Below are 14,806 nucleotides of genomic sequence, written 5' to 3' on the forward strand. Positions count from 1 at the left end.
TTCCGGCGAACGAAACACGCCCAGATAGTGTGGGTTAACTCAAGGTTTACCGTAACGTTCCCTTTTTCCGTCGCGCCTTGAAGAAGTTTTTCAGCTGGCTGGACGCTTCGTCCGCCCGCAAACCGTGATCGGTTTCGGGACGCCAGTGGCAGGTAGGCTGATCGAAATATTTGGGTCCGTGCAGGACCGCGCCGCCCTTGGGATCATCGGCTCCCCAGACCACGCGCCCGATGCGGGCATGGCTGATCGCGCCCGCGCACATGGCGCAAGGTTCCAGCGTTACATATAAAGTGAGGTCCGTTAGTCGATAATTCTCGACCGTGGCCGCAGCGTCGCGCAGAGCCACGATTTCAGCGTGAGCTGTCGGATCATGGCTTGTGATTGGGCAATTTTGCCCTTTACCTATCACTTCGCCGGTTTTTTCGTTCACTATCACGGCGCCGACAGGCACCTCGCCAGCTTCAGCTGCCGCTTGCGCCAAATCCAGCGCCATGCTCATGAACCGCTCATCATGGATCGCCATCCCCGAGACAACGACAAGAAGCCCCGCGCGCGTCAAGGTGACGCCCCGCGTGGTCCCCGTAAATTCGCCGATAAGGGCCCGAAATTCGGCTCCGGTGACAAGAAAGACCGCAAGTTCGACGATCGCGGCCCCCGTTCGCGCGATGAGAATCGCCCTGAACGTGGTGACCGTTTCGAGAATCGCGGCCCGAGAACAGGCAAGCCGGCTGGGAAGCCCGCGACCCCGGAACGTACCGAACGTATCGCCAAGGCTTTGGCGCGCGCCGGTATCGCTTCGCGTCGTGAGGTGGAACGTCTGATCGGCCTGGGCAAGGTCGCCGTGAACGGTCGCATCCTCGACACGCCAGCCGTGCTGGTGAAGCGGGATGACGTCATCACCGTCGACGGCAAGCCGGTAGGTGCCGCAGAGGCCACCCGCGTCTGGCGCTATCACAAGCCCGCTGGCCTGATCACCAGCCACAACGATCCGGCAGGTCGCCCGACCGTGTGGGACGCGCTTCCGGCCGATCTGCCGCGCGTGATCTCCGTTGGTCGCCTCGATTTGGCGACCGAAGGTCTGCTGCTGCTGACCAACGACGGCGAGCTGAGCCGCGCTCTGGAACTGCCGGAAACCTCGCTGGTCCGTCAGTACCGCGCCCGCGCCCGTGGCCGCATCACTCAGGAACGTCTGGACAAGCTGAAGGACGGCTGTGAAGTGGACGGCGTCCGCTATGGCCCGATCGAAGCCACCATCGACAAGGTCAAGGAAAAGGTCGACGGCGAGGAAAAGGGTCCGGCTAACCTCTGGATCAGCGTCTCCATCACCGAAGGCAAGAACCGCGAAGTCCGTAAGGTGCTGGAGAGCGTCGGCCTTCAGGTGAACCGTCTGATCCGTCTGGCCTACGGTCCGTTCAACCTCGGCACCCTGCCGGTCAACACGGTCGAGGAAGTCGGCCCGCGTGTGATCCGCGAACTGCTGAGCGAATATATCCGCCCCGAGAACCTGCCGACCGGTAACTCGGTCGCCACGCCGGCGCCGATTCCCGGCCGTCGTCCGGCTGGTGCCATCATCAAGGGCCGTTCGGGCTCGGCCATGTCCGATCCGTCGCGTAAGCCCAGCCGCGTCCGCGCCGCTGCCAAGGCTGCCGAGGAAGGTGTGCCGGAGAAGCCCGCCAAGCCTGTGAAGAAGGAAGGCTGGGCCAAGGCCACGCCGAAGTTCGAGCACAAGAAGACCTTCAAGCCACGTGCCCGTCCGGAACGTGCCGAGGGTGAAGGCTTCGGCGGTGATCGTCCGCGCAAGCCGTTCAACCGCGAACCGCGCGCCGACCAGTTCATCGACGACCGCCGCAAGCCGCAAGGCCGTGACGGCGAGCGTCGTGGCGGTTCGGGTGGCAAGTCCTTTGGCGGCAAACCCGCTGGGCGTCCGTCGGGTGGCAAGCCGTTTGGCGGCAAGCCGTCGGGCGGTCGTGGCGGCCCGCGTGGCCGTTCGTAAGGACGCAGCCGTATGAGGATTGTCGCTGGCAGTCTGAAAGGCCGCGCTATCGTGGCGCCGGAGGGGCAGGGCACCCGCCCGACCTCCGACCGCGCACGGCAGGCCATCTTTAACGTGCTGGAACACGCCGCATGGGCCGAAGACGTACTGGACGGCGCACGGATCATCGACCTGTACGCCGGATCGGGCGCTCTGGGCTATGAGGCCATCTCGCGCGGTGGTGCCTTCTGCCTGTTCGTCGAGACCGACGACGGTGCGCGCGGTGCCATCCGCGAGAACATGGACGCCTATGGCCTGTTCGGCCGGACCCGCGTCCATCGCCGCAGTGCGACCGACCTTGGCCCGCGCCCCGGCTCGGCAGGCGAAGCCTTCACTCTGGCCTTCCTTGATCCGCCCTATGGCAAGGGTCTGGGCGAGCAGACGCTGGCCAAGCTGCTGGAAGGCAACTGGCTGGCCCCGAATGCGGTGGTGGTCTTCGAGCGCGGCTCTGACGAGCCGGAGATCGAAACCCCCGGCTATGAACGCATGGATGCCCGCGACTATGGCGCGGCACGCGTGCTGTTCCTGAAGGTCGCAGCGGCCCAATAACGCTGATAGGCTGCGGCGTATGATGATTCATCGCCGCAGCCTCATCGCCTCGGTCGCCGCAACGGCGGCCCTTCCCAACATCGCCATCAGCCAAACAAGCCCGCGCTGGCAGCGACGAGCCGATATGCCGTGGGCGACGCAGGAAGTTTACTGCACGGTTCTGGACGGCAAGAGCTATGTCGCCGGGGGCTTGGTTCGCGATCGCCTCCATACCCGCATCAACGACCGTGTCGGCGTCTATGACCCCGCGTCCGATAGCTGGAGCGAGGCAGCGCGTCTGCCACAGCCCCGCCATCACCCGATGATGGCAACCGCCAAGGGTCACGTCTGGGCCTTGGGCGGGTATGACCGACGCGAGGGTGGCGAGTGGACCTCCATGACCGACGTGTGGGTGCTGGATGGCGATCTGTGGCGGCCTGTGGGCCAGATGCCGCAGCCGCTGGCCGAGACTGTCGGCGCGACCGTCGATGACCGCATCCACCTAATCGGCGGGCGGTCGCCCGCTGGCGGCAAGAATGGACAGTGGAACGATCAGGCGGATGTTACGACCCAGCTGGTGTTCGATGCGTCCGAAGGCGTGTGGGAAACCGCTCGTCCGGCTCCCGAGGCCCGCAACAGTGCGGCTGCCAGTGTGCATGGCCAACATATCTATGTCACGGGTGGCCGCATGGTCGAAGGCGGGCGGGGGACAGGGCGGCTGGACCGCTATGACGCGCATAGCGACACCTGGGTGACCCTGCGACCTATTCCGGCATCCGAAAGCGGCCATCAGGTCGGTGGCGGTCTGGCGATGGCGACTGTTGGCGACAAGCTGGTGGCCTTTGGCGGGGAATGGCTGACCCGACCGGGCGGCGTATTTACCGAGACGTGGATTTACGACATCGCCGCCGATGAGTGGACGCGGGGCCCGGATATGGGCGTGCCGCGTCACGGCTTGGCGGGGGGCTCGGTTGACGGCGTCGTCTATGCGCTGGCGGGTGGCGAGGTCTATTCGGGCGGCAAGGCCAGCGGCGTGGTCGAGGCCCTGCGGCTTTAATGCCGCTTGGCTGGCCGCACCAAGCTGTTACGACAGGCGCACCCAGCCAACAGAGTCGCTTCGATGATCCAGCCCACCGCCTCGTTCAAAGACAATCTGCAACTTCTTCCGTCCGTTGAGGGGCTGGCACGGATCGAGCTGTTGGATGCTGACGGTGCCATTGTCGCGACCATAGAGAATGCGCCGGGCAAGCAGGGATCGCTGGCGGTCTATAACTATCTGCAACAGACGTTTGGTGTTCTGGATGCCGTGGCGGCATCGCATGGCATCGACGTCTTTGCCGAACACACGCCGGATGCCCGTAACCGCCCCGGTGCCCATCCGAACATCGATCGTCTGTTCGCGATTGTAGACGGTGCCGATCCTCTGCAAATCCGCTCGGTTGCAGCCTGAGCCTATCGGTTCTGTTCTAAGTGGTCAGCGAGGCCCTTCGACCCCTCGACAACATCGGACCATGTGACGTTGAAGCCGTCATCATCGCCGTAATAGGGGTCCTGAACGCTTTCCCCGTGGCGACCTGCCCAGTCCAGCATCAGGCTGAGCTGTGCGGTCGCGTCCGCAGGCATGATGCGTTTCAGATTGGCCAGATTATCGGCATCCATGGCGACGATGTGGTCAAACCGCATGAAGTCGGCAGGTTTGACCTGACGCCCGCGAAGTCCCGAAATATCCACGCCGTTTCGTTTGGCGGTCGCAATGGCGCGCGGGTCCGGCTTTTCGTCAATATGATAGGCCGCCGTGCCCGCACTGTCGGTCACGACGGGAAGCTTGCGGCGCGCGACTTCGGCACGGAAAGCGCCCTCGGCCAGAGGCGAGCGGCAGATGTTGCCCAGACAGACGAAGAGAACGGACTTGAACATGGTGTTAGCCTAGCAAGGCAGTTCGGCTCACGCCAACGGGGCTGTTGTTTAACGCGCCGCTTGCTGGGCCTTCTTGAGCAATTCGGCCAAGACGCGCCGCTCTTCATCGCTGTAATCAGCAAATATCTCGGCTTCGATGGCCAGTGCGCGGGGGACGACATGCTCATAAACCTCGCGTCCGGCGGGTGTCAGGCTGAGCAGATGCGAGCGCTGGTCGTCAGGATTGGGCGAGCGGCGCAGAAATCCGCGCTCGACCAGCGCCATGGCCGCGCGGCTGACCGTCACCTTGTCCATGCGGGTGCGCTGTCCAATCGCTAGCGGGGTCAGGGCTCCGTCCTGCGCTGTCACGGCGATCAGCCGCCATTCCGGCGTCTTCAGTTGGTGCGAGGCGCTATAGGTCGCCGATACCGCGTCGCTGACCGCGTTGGCCGCCACCGACAGCAGATAGGGCAGGAAGTCATCAAGACGGAATGTGGCGGGGTTCTGCATTGCGCCACAGTTGACACCGCACGGGCCTCTCGTCAAACTGGTTTCAAATGAAACTAAAATGGAGGAGCGCTGATGGGTACCCAGAATAGCCGCGGCTATATGGTCGGTTTCGCCAACCATTTCGCCAGCGAAGCGGTCGCCGGTGCGCTGCCGGTCGGTCAGAACTCGCCGCAAAAGACGCCGTTCGGCCTCTATGCCGAACAGCTGTCGGGCACGGCCTTCACCGCGCCGCGCAAGGAGAATTTCCGCAGCTGGCTTTACCGCCTGCGCCCGTCCGCAAATCACGGGGCCTTCAAGCCTTTTGGCAGGAAGTCCCTGCTGGAGACGGCCCCCTTCCATGCGCCGCCTTCGCCCAACCGGATGCGCTGGAATCCCCAGCCGATCCCAACCGCGCCGACGGATTTTATTGACGGCCTGATCACCTATGGTGGCAATGGTGATGTGGGGACGGGCGTTGGCATCGGCATCCACGTCTATGCCTGCAACGTCTCGATGCAGCGCGTCTTCTTCAACGCCGATGGTGAAATGCTGATCGTGCCGGAGCAGGGCGATCTGACCATCGTGACCGAGTTCGGCATCATCGATCTGGAACCGCAGCAGATTGCGGTCATCCCGCGCGGTGTGCGGATGCGTGTGGAGCTGAAGGGCACGTCGGCGCGCGGCTATATTTGCGAGAACTATGGCGCGGTGTTCCGCCTGCCGGATCTGGGCCCCATCGGTGCCAATGGTCTGGCCAATCCGCGCGACTTTGAGACGCCGGTTGCGGCCTATGAGGACATCGATGGGCCGGTTGAACTGGTCCAGAAGTTCCAGGGCGGACTGTGGACGACGACGCTGGATCACTCGCCGTTTGACGTGGTGGCATGGCACGGCAACCTCGCGCCGTATCGCTATGACCTGCGGAACTTCAACACCATCAACACGGTCAGCTTCGATCACCCCGATCCGTCGATCTTCACGGTGCTGACCAGCCCGTCGGAAACGCCCGGAACCGCCAACTGCGATTTCGTGATCTTCCCGCCGCGCTGGATGGTGGCAGAGCACACCTTCCGTCCGCCGTGGTTCCACCGCAACGTGATGAGCGAGTTCATGGGCCTGATCACCGGCGCCTATGACGCCAAGGCCGATGGCTTCACGCCGGGGGGCGCTTCGCTGCACAATCAGATGAGCGGCCACGGCCCCGATCAGGCCAGCTACAACGCGGCGGTCAACGCCGAGCTGAAGCCGCACAAACAAGAAAACACCATGGCCTTCATGTTCGAGAGCCGTGCGGTCATCCGCACCACCGACTTCGCCATGAACTCTCCGTCCATGCAGCTCGACTATGACGACGTCTGGTCGAACTTCGAAAAAGGAAACCCCAACGCGTGAGCCGTCCAGTCATCGACCATACCCACTCAGTCGATCTGAAGAGTTGGGTTGAAAGCGCTAATGGTCATAAGGATTTCCCGATCCAGAACCTGCCGCTGGGCATATTCTCGGTGAGGGGCGATGCGCCGCGTATTGGCGTGGCCATTGGCGATTATGTGCTGGATGTGAAAGCCGCGGCGGCTGCGGGCCTGCTGGCAGGGCATGACCTTGAAGTCCTGAGCGCGGACACGCTGAACGCCTATATGGACATGGCTCCGGCCAAGCGTTTGGCGCTGCGTCATCGCTTTTCGGCGCTGCTATCGCATGAAGCCATGGCGGAACAGGTCAGCCCGCTGCTGGTGCCTTCGTCGGACTGCACCATGCATCTTCCGGCGCGCATCGGCGACTACACTGACTTTTACGTCGGCATTCACCACGCCATGAACGTGGGGGCGCTGTTCCGGCCCGATAACCCCTTGCTGCCGAACTATAAGCACGTGCCGATCGGCTATCATGGCCGCGCCTCTTCGATCCGTGTCTCCGGTACGCCGGTGGTGCGCCCCAAGGGGCAGACCAAGGCACCGACGGCGGATGCACCGACCTTTGGTCCGTGCAAGCGTCTGGACTATGAACTGGAGATCGGCGTCTGGATCGGGCAGGGCAACGCGCTGGGCGAACCGATTGACATTGACGATGCGCTGAACCATGTGGCGGGATTCTGCCTGTTGAACGACTGGTCTGCGCGTGATCTACAGGCGTGGGAATACCAGCCGCTTGGTCCGTTTCAGGCCAAGAACTTCATGTCCACCATCTCGCCGTGGGTCGTCACCATCGAGGCCATGGCCCCGTATTTCACGGCGCAAAAGCCGCGTCCGGAAGGTGATCCCAAGCCGCTTCCCTATCTCTGGAGCGACGCGGATCAATCCGGTGGTGCCCTGTCGATGGAGCTCAAGGTCCATATCGCCAGCGAGGAGATGCGAAAGGCAGGAACGCCTGCGGTGCAACTCAGCGAAGGGCCGTCCACCAATATGTACTGGACGGTGGCCCAGATCGTGACCCACCACGCCTCCAACGGTTGCAACCTGAATGCAGGCGACCTCTTGGGATCGGGGACGATCTCCGCACCGGAACGCTCGGGTTACGGTAGTCTGCTGGAAATCACGCGCGGTGGTGCCGAGCCGGTCGAAATCCCCGGTGGTACCCGCGCCTTCGCCGAGGATGGCGACCTGATCGCGCTGTCGGCGACCGCCAAGGCAGAGGGCTATGTGCCCATCGGCTTTGGCCCCTGTGAAGCCGTGATCCTTCCGGCGCGCTAAGCCTCGAAAACAGAAAGCCCCGCCAGAACAGGTTTTTGGCGGGGCTTTTTAATGGGTTGCGTCGCTTAACGACGACCGAACAGCTTTTCGAGGTCGTTGAGCTTCAGCTCCACATATGTCGGGCGGCCGTGGTTGCACTGGCCGGAGTGGGGCGTGGCTTCCATCTGACGCAGCAGGGCGTTCATTTCCGGCGCGCTGAGCACGCGGCCAGAGCGCACCGATCCGTGACAGGCCATGGTGCCGCAGACCTCGGCCATCCGCTCTTTTAGCGACAGCGCAGCGCCATGTTCGGACAGGTCGTCGGCGATGTCGCGGATCAGGCCCTGCACGTCGGTGTCGCCCAGCAAGGCGGGCGTTTCGCGTACAAGGACCGCACCCGAACCGAACGGCTCGACGATCAGGCCCATTTCGGCCAGTTCGTCAGCCTTGGCGGCGATGCGCTCAGCCTCGGCGGGGTCCAGTTCGACCACTTCGGGCGTCAGAAGGGCTTGGCGGGTGACGTGGCCGCCCTCCATCTGGACCTTCATCCGCTCATAGACGAGGCGCTCGTGTGCGGCGTGCTGGTCCACGATGACGAGGCCGTCGCGGGTCTGGGCCACGATATAGGTGGCGTGAAGCTGCGCGCGGGCGGCACCCAGGGGAAAGTCGATAGGATCGACGGGCGTGTCCGGCTGCGGGGCAATCTGTCCGGCGTGTTCAGCTTGAACCTCGGCCAGAGTGCGGAAGGTCGGCGCGGCCTGCTGGCCGGACCATGTGTGTTCGACGCGGGCAGAGCGTTCCGACAGCCCGGGAATGATCTGGGTGACCGCCTCGGGCTTTGACCATCCCGCCCAGCCGGAAAATCCGGCGGCGGACGGGGGCAGGGCAGGCTGATCGCCATAGGTCTGGACGCCCGTATGCGGCTGGAAGCCCGACAGGGCATCTGCGGCCACGGTGGTTGAAGCGCGGTGGCCCGCCGCATGAAGCGCATGTTTCAGTGCCCCGACGATCAGGCCCCGTACCAGCGCGGGATCGCGGAAACGCACCTCGGCTTTGGCCGGATGGACGTTCACGTCAACGTAAAGCGGATCGATGTCGATAAAGAGCGCCGCGGCCGGATGGCGGTCGCGGGCGAGGAAGTCGGCATAGGCCCCGCGCAGAGCCCCTTGCAGCAGTCGGTCTCGCACGGGGCGACCATTGACGAACAGGAACTGGTGGGCGGCATTGCCACGCGAATAGGTCGGCAGGCCTGCATAACCCGACAGGCGTACGCCATCGCGTTCCTGATCGATTAGCAGGGCGTTGGCCTCGAAGTCTCGGCCCAGAATGGCCCCGAGACGGCGAAGACGCCCCTCATCACCCTTATGTTCAGCGGGCAGGCGCAGAGTGGTCTTGCCGTCCAGTGTCAGGGTGAAGGCCACATCCTCGTGGGCCATGGCCTGACGCTTGATCTCCTCCGAGATGGCCATGGCCTCGGAGCGTTCCGACTTCATGAACTTCAGTCGGGCAGGCGTGGCGTAGAAAAGATCGCGGACCTCGACGCGGGCGCCGTGCGGGCCGGGGAAGGCGGCGGGGGAAACGGGTTTGTGTTCACCGCCCTCGACGGTGATGGCCCAGGCGTCCTGCTGGGTTTCGGCCTTGGCGCGGGTGGTGATGGTCAGGCGTGCGACCGAGCCGATGGAGGGCAGGGCCTCGCCACGGAAGCCCAGCGTGAAGATACGCAGCAGGTCCACGTCGCCCGCATCATCCGGCTCCAGCTTGGACGTCGCATGGCGCTCGACCGCGATGGGCAGTTCGTCCTTGGGGATGCCCTTGCCGTCGTCGGCGATCAGGATGCGGGTCAGGCCACCGCCGTCCGCCTGTATCTCGATATGGGTCGCGCCCGCATCGATAGCGTTTTCCACCAGTTCCTTGATGGCGCTGGCAGGACGTTCGACCACCTCGCCGGCGGCGATGCGGTTGACGGTTTCGGGCGGGAGACGACGAATAGGCATGCGAATCCAAGATAGGCGGGTCGATCAGGGCTTGCATCACCCGTTTGCGCCAACCTAACATTTCGCTGTGATTTTTATTCGCGACCGTCTTGCAGAACCATAACTGATACATATACTGATACCGTTATCAGGCGGCTGCTGCTGCTGATCCACGCCCGTCGATGGCGGGCACAGCCAACGAAGAAGGTCCGTTATGAAAATCAAAGCCAGCTTGATCGCTGTATCTCTTGCTGCCCTCGTTGCTGCTTGCGGCCAGCCTGCCGCGCAGAACGAAGGCGCTGCTGCCACCACCGCTTCGGCTCCGGTCGAGTTGAAGGCCCCCGCTGGCGTCTATGCGCTGGACCCGACCCACGCCACGCTGCAAGCCTCGGTCCTGCACAACTCGATTTCGAACTATACGGTTCGCTTCAACAAGATTGACGGCAAGGTGACGCTGGATCCGGCCAACCTCGAGAACAGCTCGGTCGAGTTCACTGTCGATCCGTCCTCGGTCGATGCCAACTATCCGGGCGACTACACCGGCACCCACGTCAACAGCGGCTTCAAGAGCTGGAACGAGGATATCGCCAACAGCCCGTCGAACCTGAACGCCCGCCAGTTCCCGCAAATGACCTTCAAATCGACCAAGGTCACCAAGACCGGTGAACGCACGGCAGACGTGACGGGCGATCTGACCTTCCTCGGCGTGACCAAGCCGGTGACCTTCAAGGCCACCTTTAACGGCGAGATCGAAAGCCATCCGTTCCTGCAGGTTCCGGCCATCGGCTTTGCCGCTGAAGGCACCTTCAAGCGTACCGATTTCGGTATGGCTCTGGGCTATGTCGGTGATGAAGTGACCGTGCGTTTCGACGGCGAGTTCCTGAAGCAGGCAGACGCTGCTCCGGCCGCCGCCCAATAAACGACCAGACGGGTGGGGGATGGCCTCCACCCGCATTTTATTCCCCTGATCCAGCGTTCCTCCCCCATGACATTCGCACCGTCCCGCCGTCGTGATCGTTATTCCGCGGTCGCCATTCTGCTGCACTGGCTTATCGGCCTGTCGATCCTGGCCATGATCCCGATGGGATGGTGGATGTCGGACGCTATTGAGCAGCCGGAAACGCAGGCGCTGGCCTATCGGGTGTTCCAGATCCACAAGTCGATCGGCTTTCTGATCCTTGCGCTGTCGGTGCTGCGGCTGGTCTGGCGGATCACCCACCCGGTCCCGGCCTTGCCCGCGCAGATGCACGGATGGGAGCGTTTTGCGGCGCGTGCCACGCACGTTGCCTTCTATGCCCTGATGATCGGCCTGCCGCTCACGGGATGGGCCTATGTTTCCAGTGGGTGGGCGGTCGCGACCGATACGCCTCTGGCCGTCCCGACCAGCTGGCTCGGTCTGTTCGGCATTCCGCATCTTCCCTTTATCGAGAACGCGGGCGAGGCGGCGCGGCGAACCATCGCCTATGTGGCGATGGGCGCGCACAGCAAGCTGGCGTGGGGTGCGATCGTTCTGGTGGTCCTGCACGTCGGGGCCGCGTTGAAGCACCAGTTCTTCGACCGCGATGGCGTTCTGGCCCATATGGTGCCTGTGCTGGCGCACGCCCGTGTGCCGCTGGCCCATGAACCTTCGGCGGCGGCCAAATGGACGGAAGCGCTCGCGGGTATCGCTTTCGTGGTGATCCTTGGCGCGGCAACGGGTATCGCGGCCAGACCTGCGCCGCTGGCGTCGGAAACTGCGTCGCAGAGCGCCGAAGTCGCCGCTTCCGAAGTCACCATCCAAGCGGGTTCCGCCACGGCTTGGACCGTCGATGCGGCCGCATCCTCGATCACCTTTTCCGGCACTCATTCCGGCGCGCCGTTCACGGGCAAGTTCAATGACTGGACGGCGGACATCCGTTTCGATCCAAACGATCTGGCAGGCTCGACCGCTATCGTCACCGTCCGGACCGCTTCGGCGGAAACGGGCGATGCCACCAAGGACGGTGCCCTGAAGGGTGCGGAGTGGTTCAATCCGGCCCAGTTCCCCGAGGCCCGTTTCGTGGCTAACGAGTTCGTCGCTCTTGGCGGCAACCGTTACGAGGCGCGGGGGACGCTGCGAATCAAATCGACATCTCGATCCGTGACTCTGCCGTTCACCTTCGATGAAGCGTCAGGCACCGCGACCGTCAGCGGCAAGGTGTCGGTTGATCGTACCGAACTGGACCTGGGTATGGTGTCGGACGCCGCCGCAGGCTGGGTCTCGAAGATGATTGAGGTCGAGATCAGTGTTCGCGCTAAAAAAGCGGCGTAATCTTACCGCCTATTATGGCTAACGGGTTTGCCTGATAGCGTCAGTAACGGTAGAGCAGGGCCTTTCATTAACTGCCCTAGCTTTAGGCCAAGATCATGCACGACATCAGAGCGATCCGAGACAACCCCGCAGCTTTCGTAGCGGGCTGGTCGTCGCGCGGTGTCGAGAACGTCCAGTCTGTGGTCGACCAGATTCTGGCGCTGGACGTCGATCTGCGCGCAGCCCAGACCGCCGGTCAGGAAGCCCTTGCCAAGCGCAACGCGGCTTCCAAGGCCATTGGCGCGGCCATGGGCAAGAAGGACATGGCCGAGGCCGATCGCCTGAAGGCCGAGGTCGAAACCCTCAAGGGCGTCATCGCCGAGGCGGGCGAAGCCGAAGCCGCCAAGGGCGGTGAACTACGCGACCTGCTGGCGGGTCTAAAGAACATCGCCGCCGATGATGTGCCCGATGGCGCGGACGAAAACGACAACGTCGAAGTCAGCAAGTGGGGCACGCCGCGCACCGAAGGTCCGGCCAAGGATCACGCCGATCTGGGCGAAGCGCTCAAGATGATCGACTTTGAAGGTGCCGCCCGCATGTCGGGTGCGCGCTTTGCTGTCATCAAGGGCCAACTGGCCCGTCTGGAACGCGCTCTGGGCCAGTTTATGCTGGACCTGCAGACGAGCCAGAACGGCTACACCGAGGTGAACCCGCCGCTGCTGGTTCGCGACCACACCATGTTCGGCACTGGTCAGCTTCCGAAGTTCAAGGAAGACCTGTTCCGCGCTGCCGACGGCGATCCGGACGCCGATGTCGAGCACATCGAAGGCAACCGCTGGCTGATCCCGACCGCCGAGGTTTCGCTGACCAACCTCGTGCGCGAGCAGGTGCTGAGCGATGAAGAGGTCGCCCAGCCGATCCGCATGACCGCGTTGACCTATTGCTTCCGCGCCGAGGCCGGTTCGGCAGGCCGTGACACGCGCGGTCTGATCCGCCAGCACCAGTTCCAAAAGGTCGAGCTGGTTTCGATCTGCAAGCCGGAAGACAGCGAAGCCGAGCATGAGCGCATGACCGGCTGTGCCGAGGCCGTTCTGCAAGCGCTGGAACTGCCGTACCGCAAGGTGCTGCTGTGCAAGGGCGACATGGGCTTCTCGGCCCGCAAGACCTATGACCTCGAGGTTTGGCTGCCGTCGCAGAACACCTATCGCGAGATCAGCTCCTGCTCGAACTGCGGTGACTTCCAGGCCCGCCGTATGGACGCTCGCTTCAAGCGTGCTGGCGAGAAGAAGACCGAGTATCTGCACACCCTGAACGGCTCGGGTCTGGCGGTTGGCCGCACCCTGGTCGCCGTTATGGAAAACTATCAGCAGGAAGACGGCAGCATCGCTGTTCCGACCGCGCTGCAACCGTACATGGGCGGTCTGACCGTCATCGCCGCTGCATAAAGAGTATTCATGCGTATTCTTCTGACGAACGACGACGGCATCGACGCCGAGGGCCTGACCTGTCTGGAAAATATCGCACGGACCCTGTCCGACGATGTCTGGATCGTGGCTCCGGCAGTTGAACAGTCGGGCAAGGGCCGTGGCCTGACCCTGACCGAGCCGCTGCGCGTCAACAAGCACGGCGAAAAGCGCTACTCTGTCACGGGCACCCCGACCGACTGCGTCATTCTGGCGGTCAATGAACTGATGCCGGAAAAGCCGGATCTAGTTCTGTCGGGCGTGAACCGCGGCCACAACGTGGGCGAGGATGTCTCCTATTCGGGTACCGTTGCCGGTGCGCTGCAGGGCATGGCCTTTGGCATCCGTTCGATAGCCCTGTCGCAGTCGCTGGAGCGTTTCCACGACGAGGCCGTGGCACATTGGGAAACCGCCGAAGCCTTTGCGCCGGGCATCATCCAGAAGCTGCTGGACCAGAAATGGCCTGACGGCGTAATCATGAACGTGAACTTCCCGCGCCTTCCGATTGAATTGGTGAAGGAAGTCGAGATCACCCGTCAGGGTTTCCGTGACATCGGCGAATTGCATGCCATCCGCCGTGATGACCTGCGCGGTCGTCCGTATTACTGGATGGCCTTCCGTGGCACGCCGCACGAGCACGCACAGGGCACGGACCTGCGCGCCATGGAAGAAGGCCGTATCTCGGTCACGCCGCTGCATATCGATCTGACGCACATGCCGATGATCAACGACCTGAAGAAGGTTCTGGGCGGTGCGCCGCCCAAGGGCCCGAACGAGCAATAAGAGACTGACAATGAACCTCGGGGACGATCGCGCTGGCCGCCTAATCCTGTCGCTACGGCGACAGGGGGTGACGGATGCGCGCGTCCTCAAGGCCATGGAGGAGGTCGACCGCTCGCTCTTCGTCCATGAGAAGTTTCTGGATCAGGCGTGGGAAGATCAGGCCCTGCCGATCGACTGCGCCCAGACCATCAGCCAGCCCTATATCGTCGGTCTGATGACCCAGGCCCTCAATGTCGGCCCGCGCCACCGTGTTCTCGAGATCGGTACGGGCAGCGGCTATCAGTGCGCGGTCCTCAGCCGCATGGCGCGCTTCGTCTATACGGTCGAACGCTACAAGAGCCTGCTGACCGAGGCGGAAAGCCGTCTGAAACGTCTGGGTATCGAAAACGTCTTCACTCGTCACGGCGATGGCGGGCAGGGGTGGAACGAGCAAGCTCCGTTCGACCGCATCATGGTGACGGCGGCTTCCCCGCACGAACCCACCGAACTGCTGAAACAGCTCAAGCCCAATGGCGTGCTGGTCGCGCCTGTGGGCCGGACCTCGGTGCAGATGCTGAACCGCTATACCGGTCAAGAAGACGGCAGTTTTACCCGCGAAAGCCTGTGCGAGGTGCGTTTCGTGCCTCTGGTCGAGGGCATGGCCAAGGAAGGGTAAATCCGCCCTTAACCATTTCGCCCCACTTTCGCGCGAGTTACCCGTTTTGGTC

The 14,806-nt window shown here is 63.2% G+C and carries 15 protein-coding genes; 11 read left to right on the forward strand and 4 right to left on the reverse strand.

Annotation, left to right across the window (positions count from 1 at the left end):
- Positions 1 to 46 precede the first annotated feature (46 nt).
- Entirely contained in the window at positions 47 to 499 is a 453-nt protein-coding gene (gene tadA / locus Q0Y42_RS06215) for a tRNA adenosine(34) deaminase TadA (protein ID WP_297801316.1), read from the reverse strand.
- Between the two features lie 12 nt (positions 500 to 511).
- Here tadA and Q0Y42_RS06220 point away from each other — a divergent pair, with 12 nt between their 5' ends.
- The 4 genes from Q0Y42_RS06220 (at position 512) to Q0Y42_RS06235 (ending at position 4,010) form a co-directional block, all read left to right on the forward strand.
- On the forward strand, positions 512 to 1,993 hold the full coding sequence (locus Q0Y42_RS06220) for a pseudouridine synthase (RefSeq protein WP_297801318.1): 1,482 nt from the start codon (positions 512 to 514) through the stop codon (positions 1,991 to 1,993).
- A gap of 12 nt (positions 1,994 to 2,005) precedes the next feature.
- The gene (gene rsmD, locus Q0Y42_RS06225) at positions 2,006 to 2,581 is read left to right on the forward strand and encodes a 16S rRNA (guanine(966)-N(2))-methyltransferase RsmD (RefSeq protein ID WP_297801321.1); all 576 of its coding nucleotides are present in this window, start codon (positions 2,006 to 2,008) and stop codon (positions 2,579 to 2,581) included.
- A gap of 19 nt (positions 2,582 to 2,600) precedes the next feature.
- Complete coding sequence (locus Q0Y42_RS06230) at positions 2,601 to 3,617, forward strand: kelch repeat-containing protein (RefSeq protein WP_297801323.1); 1,017 nt, start codon at positions 2,601 to 2,603, stop codon at positions 3,615 to 3,617.
- Between the two features lie 63 nt (positions 3,618 to 3,680).
- A complete protein-coding gene (locus Q0Y42_RS06235; RefSeq protein ID WP_297801326.1) occupies positions 3,681 to 4,010 on the forward strand; it encodes a DUF2322 family protein in 330 nt (109 codons plus the stop codon).
- 2 nt (positions 4,011 to 4,012) lie between these two features.
- On the opposite strand, the gene Q0Y42_RS06240 is transcribed toward Q0Y42_RS06235, so the two are convergent.
- Together Q0Y42_RS06240 and Q0Y42_RS06245 are read right to left on the reverse strand one after the other, a co-directional pair.
- Entirely contained in the window at positions 4,013 to 4,477 is a 465-nt protein-coding gene (locus Q0Y42_RS06240) for a low molecular weight protein-tyrosine-phosphatase (RefSeq protein ID WP_297801328.1), read from the reverse strand.
- A gap of 48 nt (positions 4,478 to 4,525) precedes the next feature.
- Positions 4,526 to 4,966 carry a MarR family transcriptional regulator gene (locus Q0Y42_RS06245; protein ID WP_297801331.1) on the reverse strand — a complete coding sequence of 147 codons (441 nt, stop codon included), beginning with the start codon at positions 4,964 to 4,966 and terminating at the stop codon, positions 4,526 to 4,528.
- Positions 4,967 to 5,038: 72 nt separating this feature from the next.
- Here Q0Y42_RS06245 and hmgA point away from each other — a divergent pair, with 72 nt between their 5' ends.
- Positions 5,039 to 6,337 carry a homogentisate 1,2-dioxygenase gene (gene hmgA, locus Q0Y42_RS06250; protein WP_297801333.1) on the forward strand — a complete coding sequence of 433 codons (1,299 nt, stop codon included), beginning with the start codon at positions 5,039 to 5,041 and terminating at the stop codon, positions 6,335 to 6,337.
- Positions 6,334 to 7,632 carry a fumarylacetoacetase gene (gene fahA, locus Q0Y42_RS06255; protein WP_297801336.1) on the forward strand — a complete coding sequence of 433 codons (1,299 nt, stop codon included), beginning with the start codon at positions 6,334 to 6,336 and terminating at the stop codon, positions 7,630 to 7,632. The genes hmgA and fahA overlap by 4 nt, the downstream gene beginning before the upstream one ends.
- A gap of 65 nt (positions 7,633 to 7,697) precedes the next feature.
- On the opposite strand, the gene mutL is transcribed toward fahA, so the two are convergent.
- Positions 7,698 to 9,605 carry a DNA mismatch repair endonuclease MutL gene (gene mutL / locus Q0Y42_RS06260; RefSeq protein WP_297801338.1) on the reverse strand — a complete coding sequence of 636 codons (1,908 nt, stop codon included), beginning with the start codon at positions 9,603 to 9,605 and terminating at the stop codon, positions 7,698 to 7,700.
- A gap of 193 nt (positions 9,606 to 9,798) precedes the next feature.
- Here mutL and Q0Y42_RS06265 point away from each other — a divergent pair, with 193 nt between their 5' ends.
- The 5 genes from Q0Y42_RS06265 (at position 9,799) to Q0Y42_RS06285 (ending at position 14,754) form a co-directional block, all read left to right on the forward strand.
- Positions 9,799 to 10,503 carry a YceI family protein gene (locus Q0Y42_RS06265; protein ID WP_297801341.1) on the forward strand — a complete coding sequence of 235 codons (705 nt, stop codon included), beginning with the start codon at positions 9,799 to 9,801 and terminating at the stop codon, positions 10,501 to 10,503.
- Positions 10,504 to 10,569: 66 nt separating this feature from the next.
- Entirely contained in the window at positions 10,570 to 11,874 is a 1,305-nt protein-coding gene (locus tag Q0Y42_RS06270; protein ID WP_297801343.1) for a YceI family protein, read from the forward strand.
- A gap of 95 nt (positions 11,875 to 11,969) precedes the next feature.
- On the forward strand, positions 11,970 to 13,298 hold the full coding sequence (gene serS, locus Q0Y42_RS06275) for a serine--tRNA ligase (protein WP_297801346.1): 1,329 nt from the start codon (positions 11,970 to 11,972) through the stop codon (positions 13,296 to 13,298).
- 9 nt (positions 13,299 to 13,307) lie between these two features.
- Positions 13,308 to 14,099 carry a 5'/3'-nucleotidase SurE gene (gene surE, locus Q0Y42_RS06280; RefSeq protein ID WP_297801348.1) on the forward strand — a complete coding sequence of 264 codons (792 nt, stop codon included), beginning with the start codon at positions 13,308 to 13,310 and terminating at the stop codon, positions 14,097 to 14,099.
- Between the two features lie 10 nt (positions 14,100 to 14,109).
- On the forward strand, positions 14,110 to 14,754 hold the full coding sequence (locus tag Q0Y42_RS06285; RefSeq protein WP_297801351.1) for a protein-L-isoaspartate(D-aspartate) O-methyltransferase: 645 nt from the start codon (positions 14,110 to 14,112) through the stop codon (positions 14,752 to 14,754).
- Positions 14,755 to 14,806: the final 52 nt, after the last annotated feature.

The sequence above is a fragment of the uncultured Brevundimonas sp. genome (assembly GCF_947305955.1).
Taxonomy (GTDB): Bacteria; Pseudomonadota; Alphaproteobacteria; order Caulobacterales; family Caulobacteraceae; genus Brevundimonas.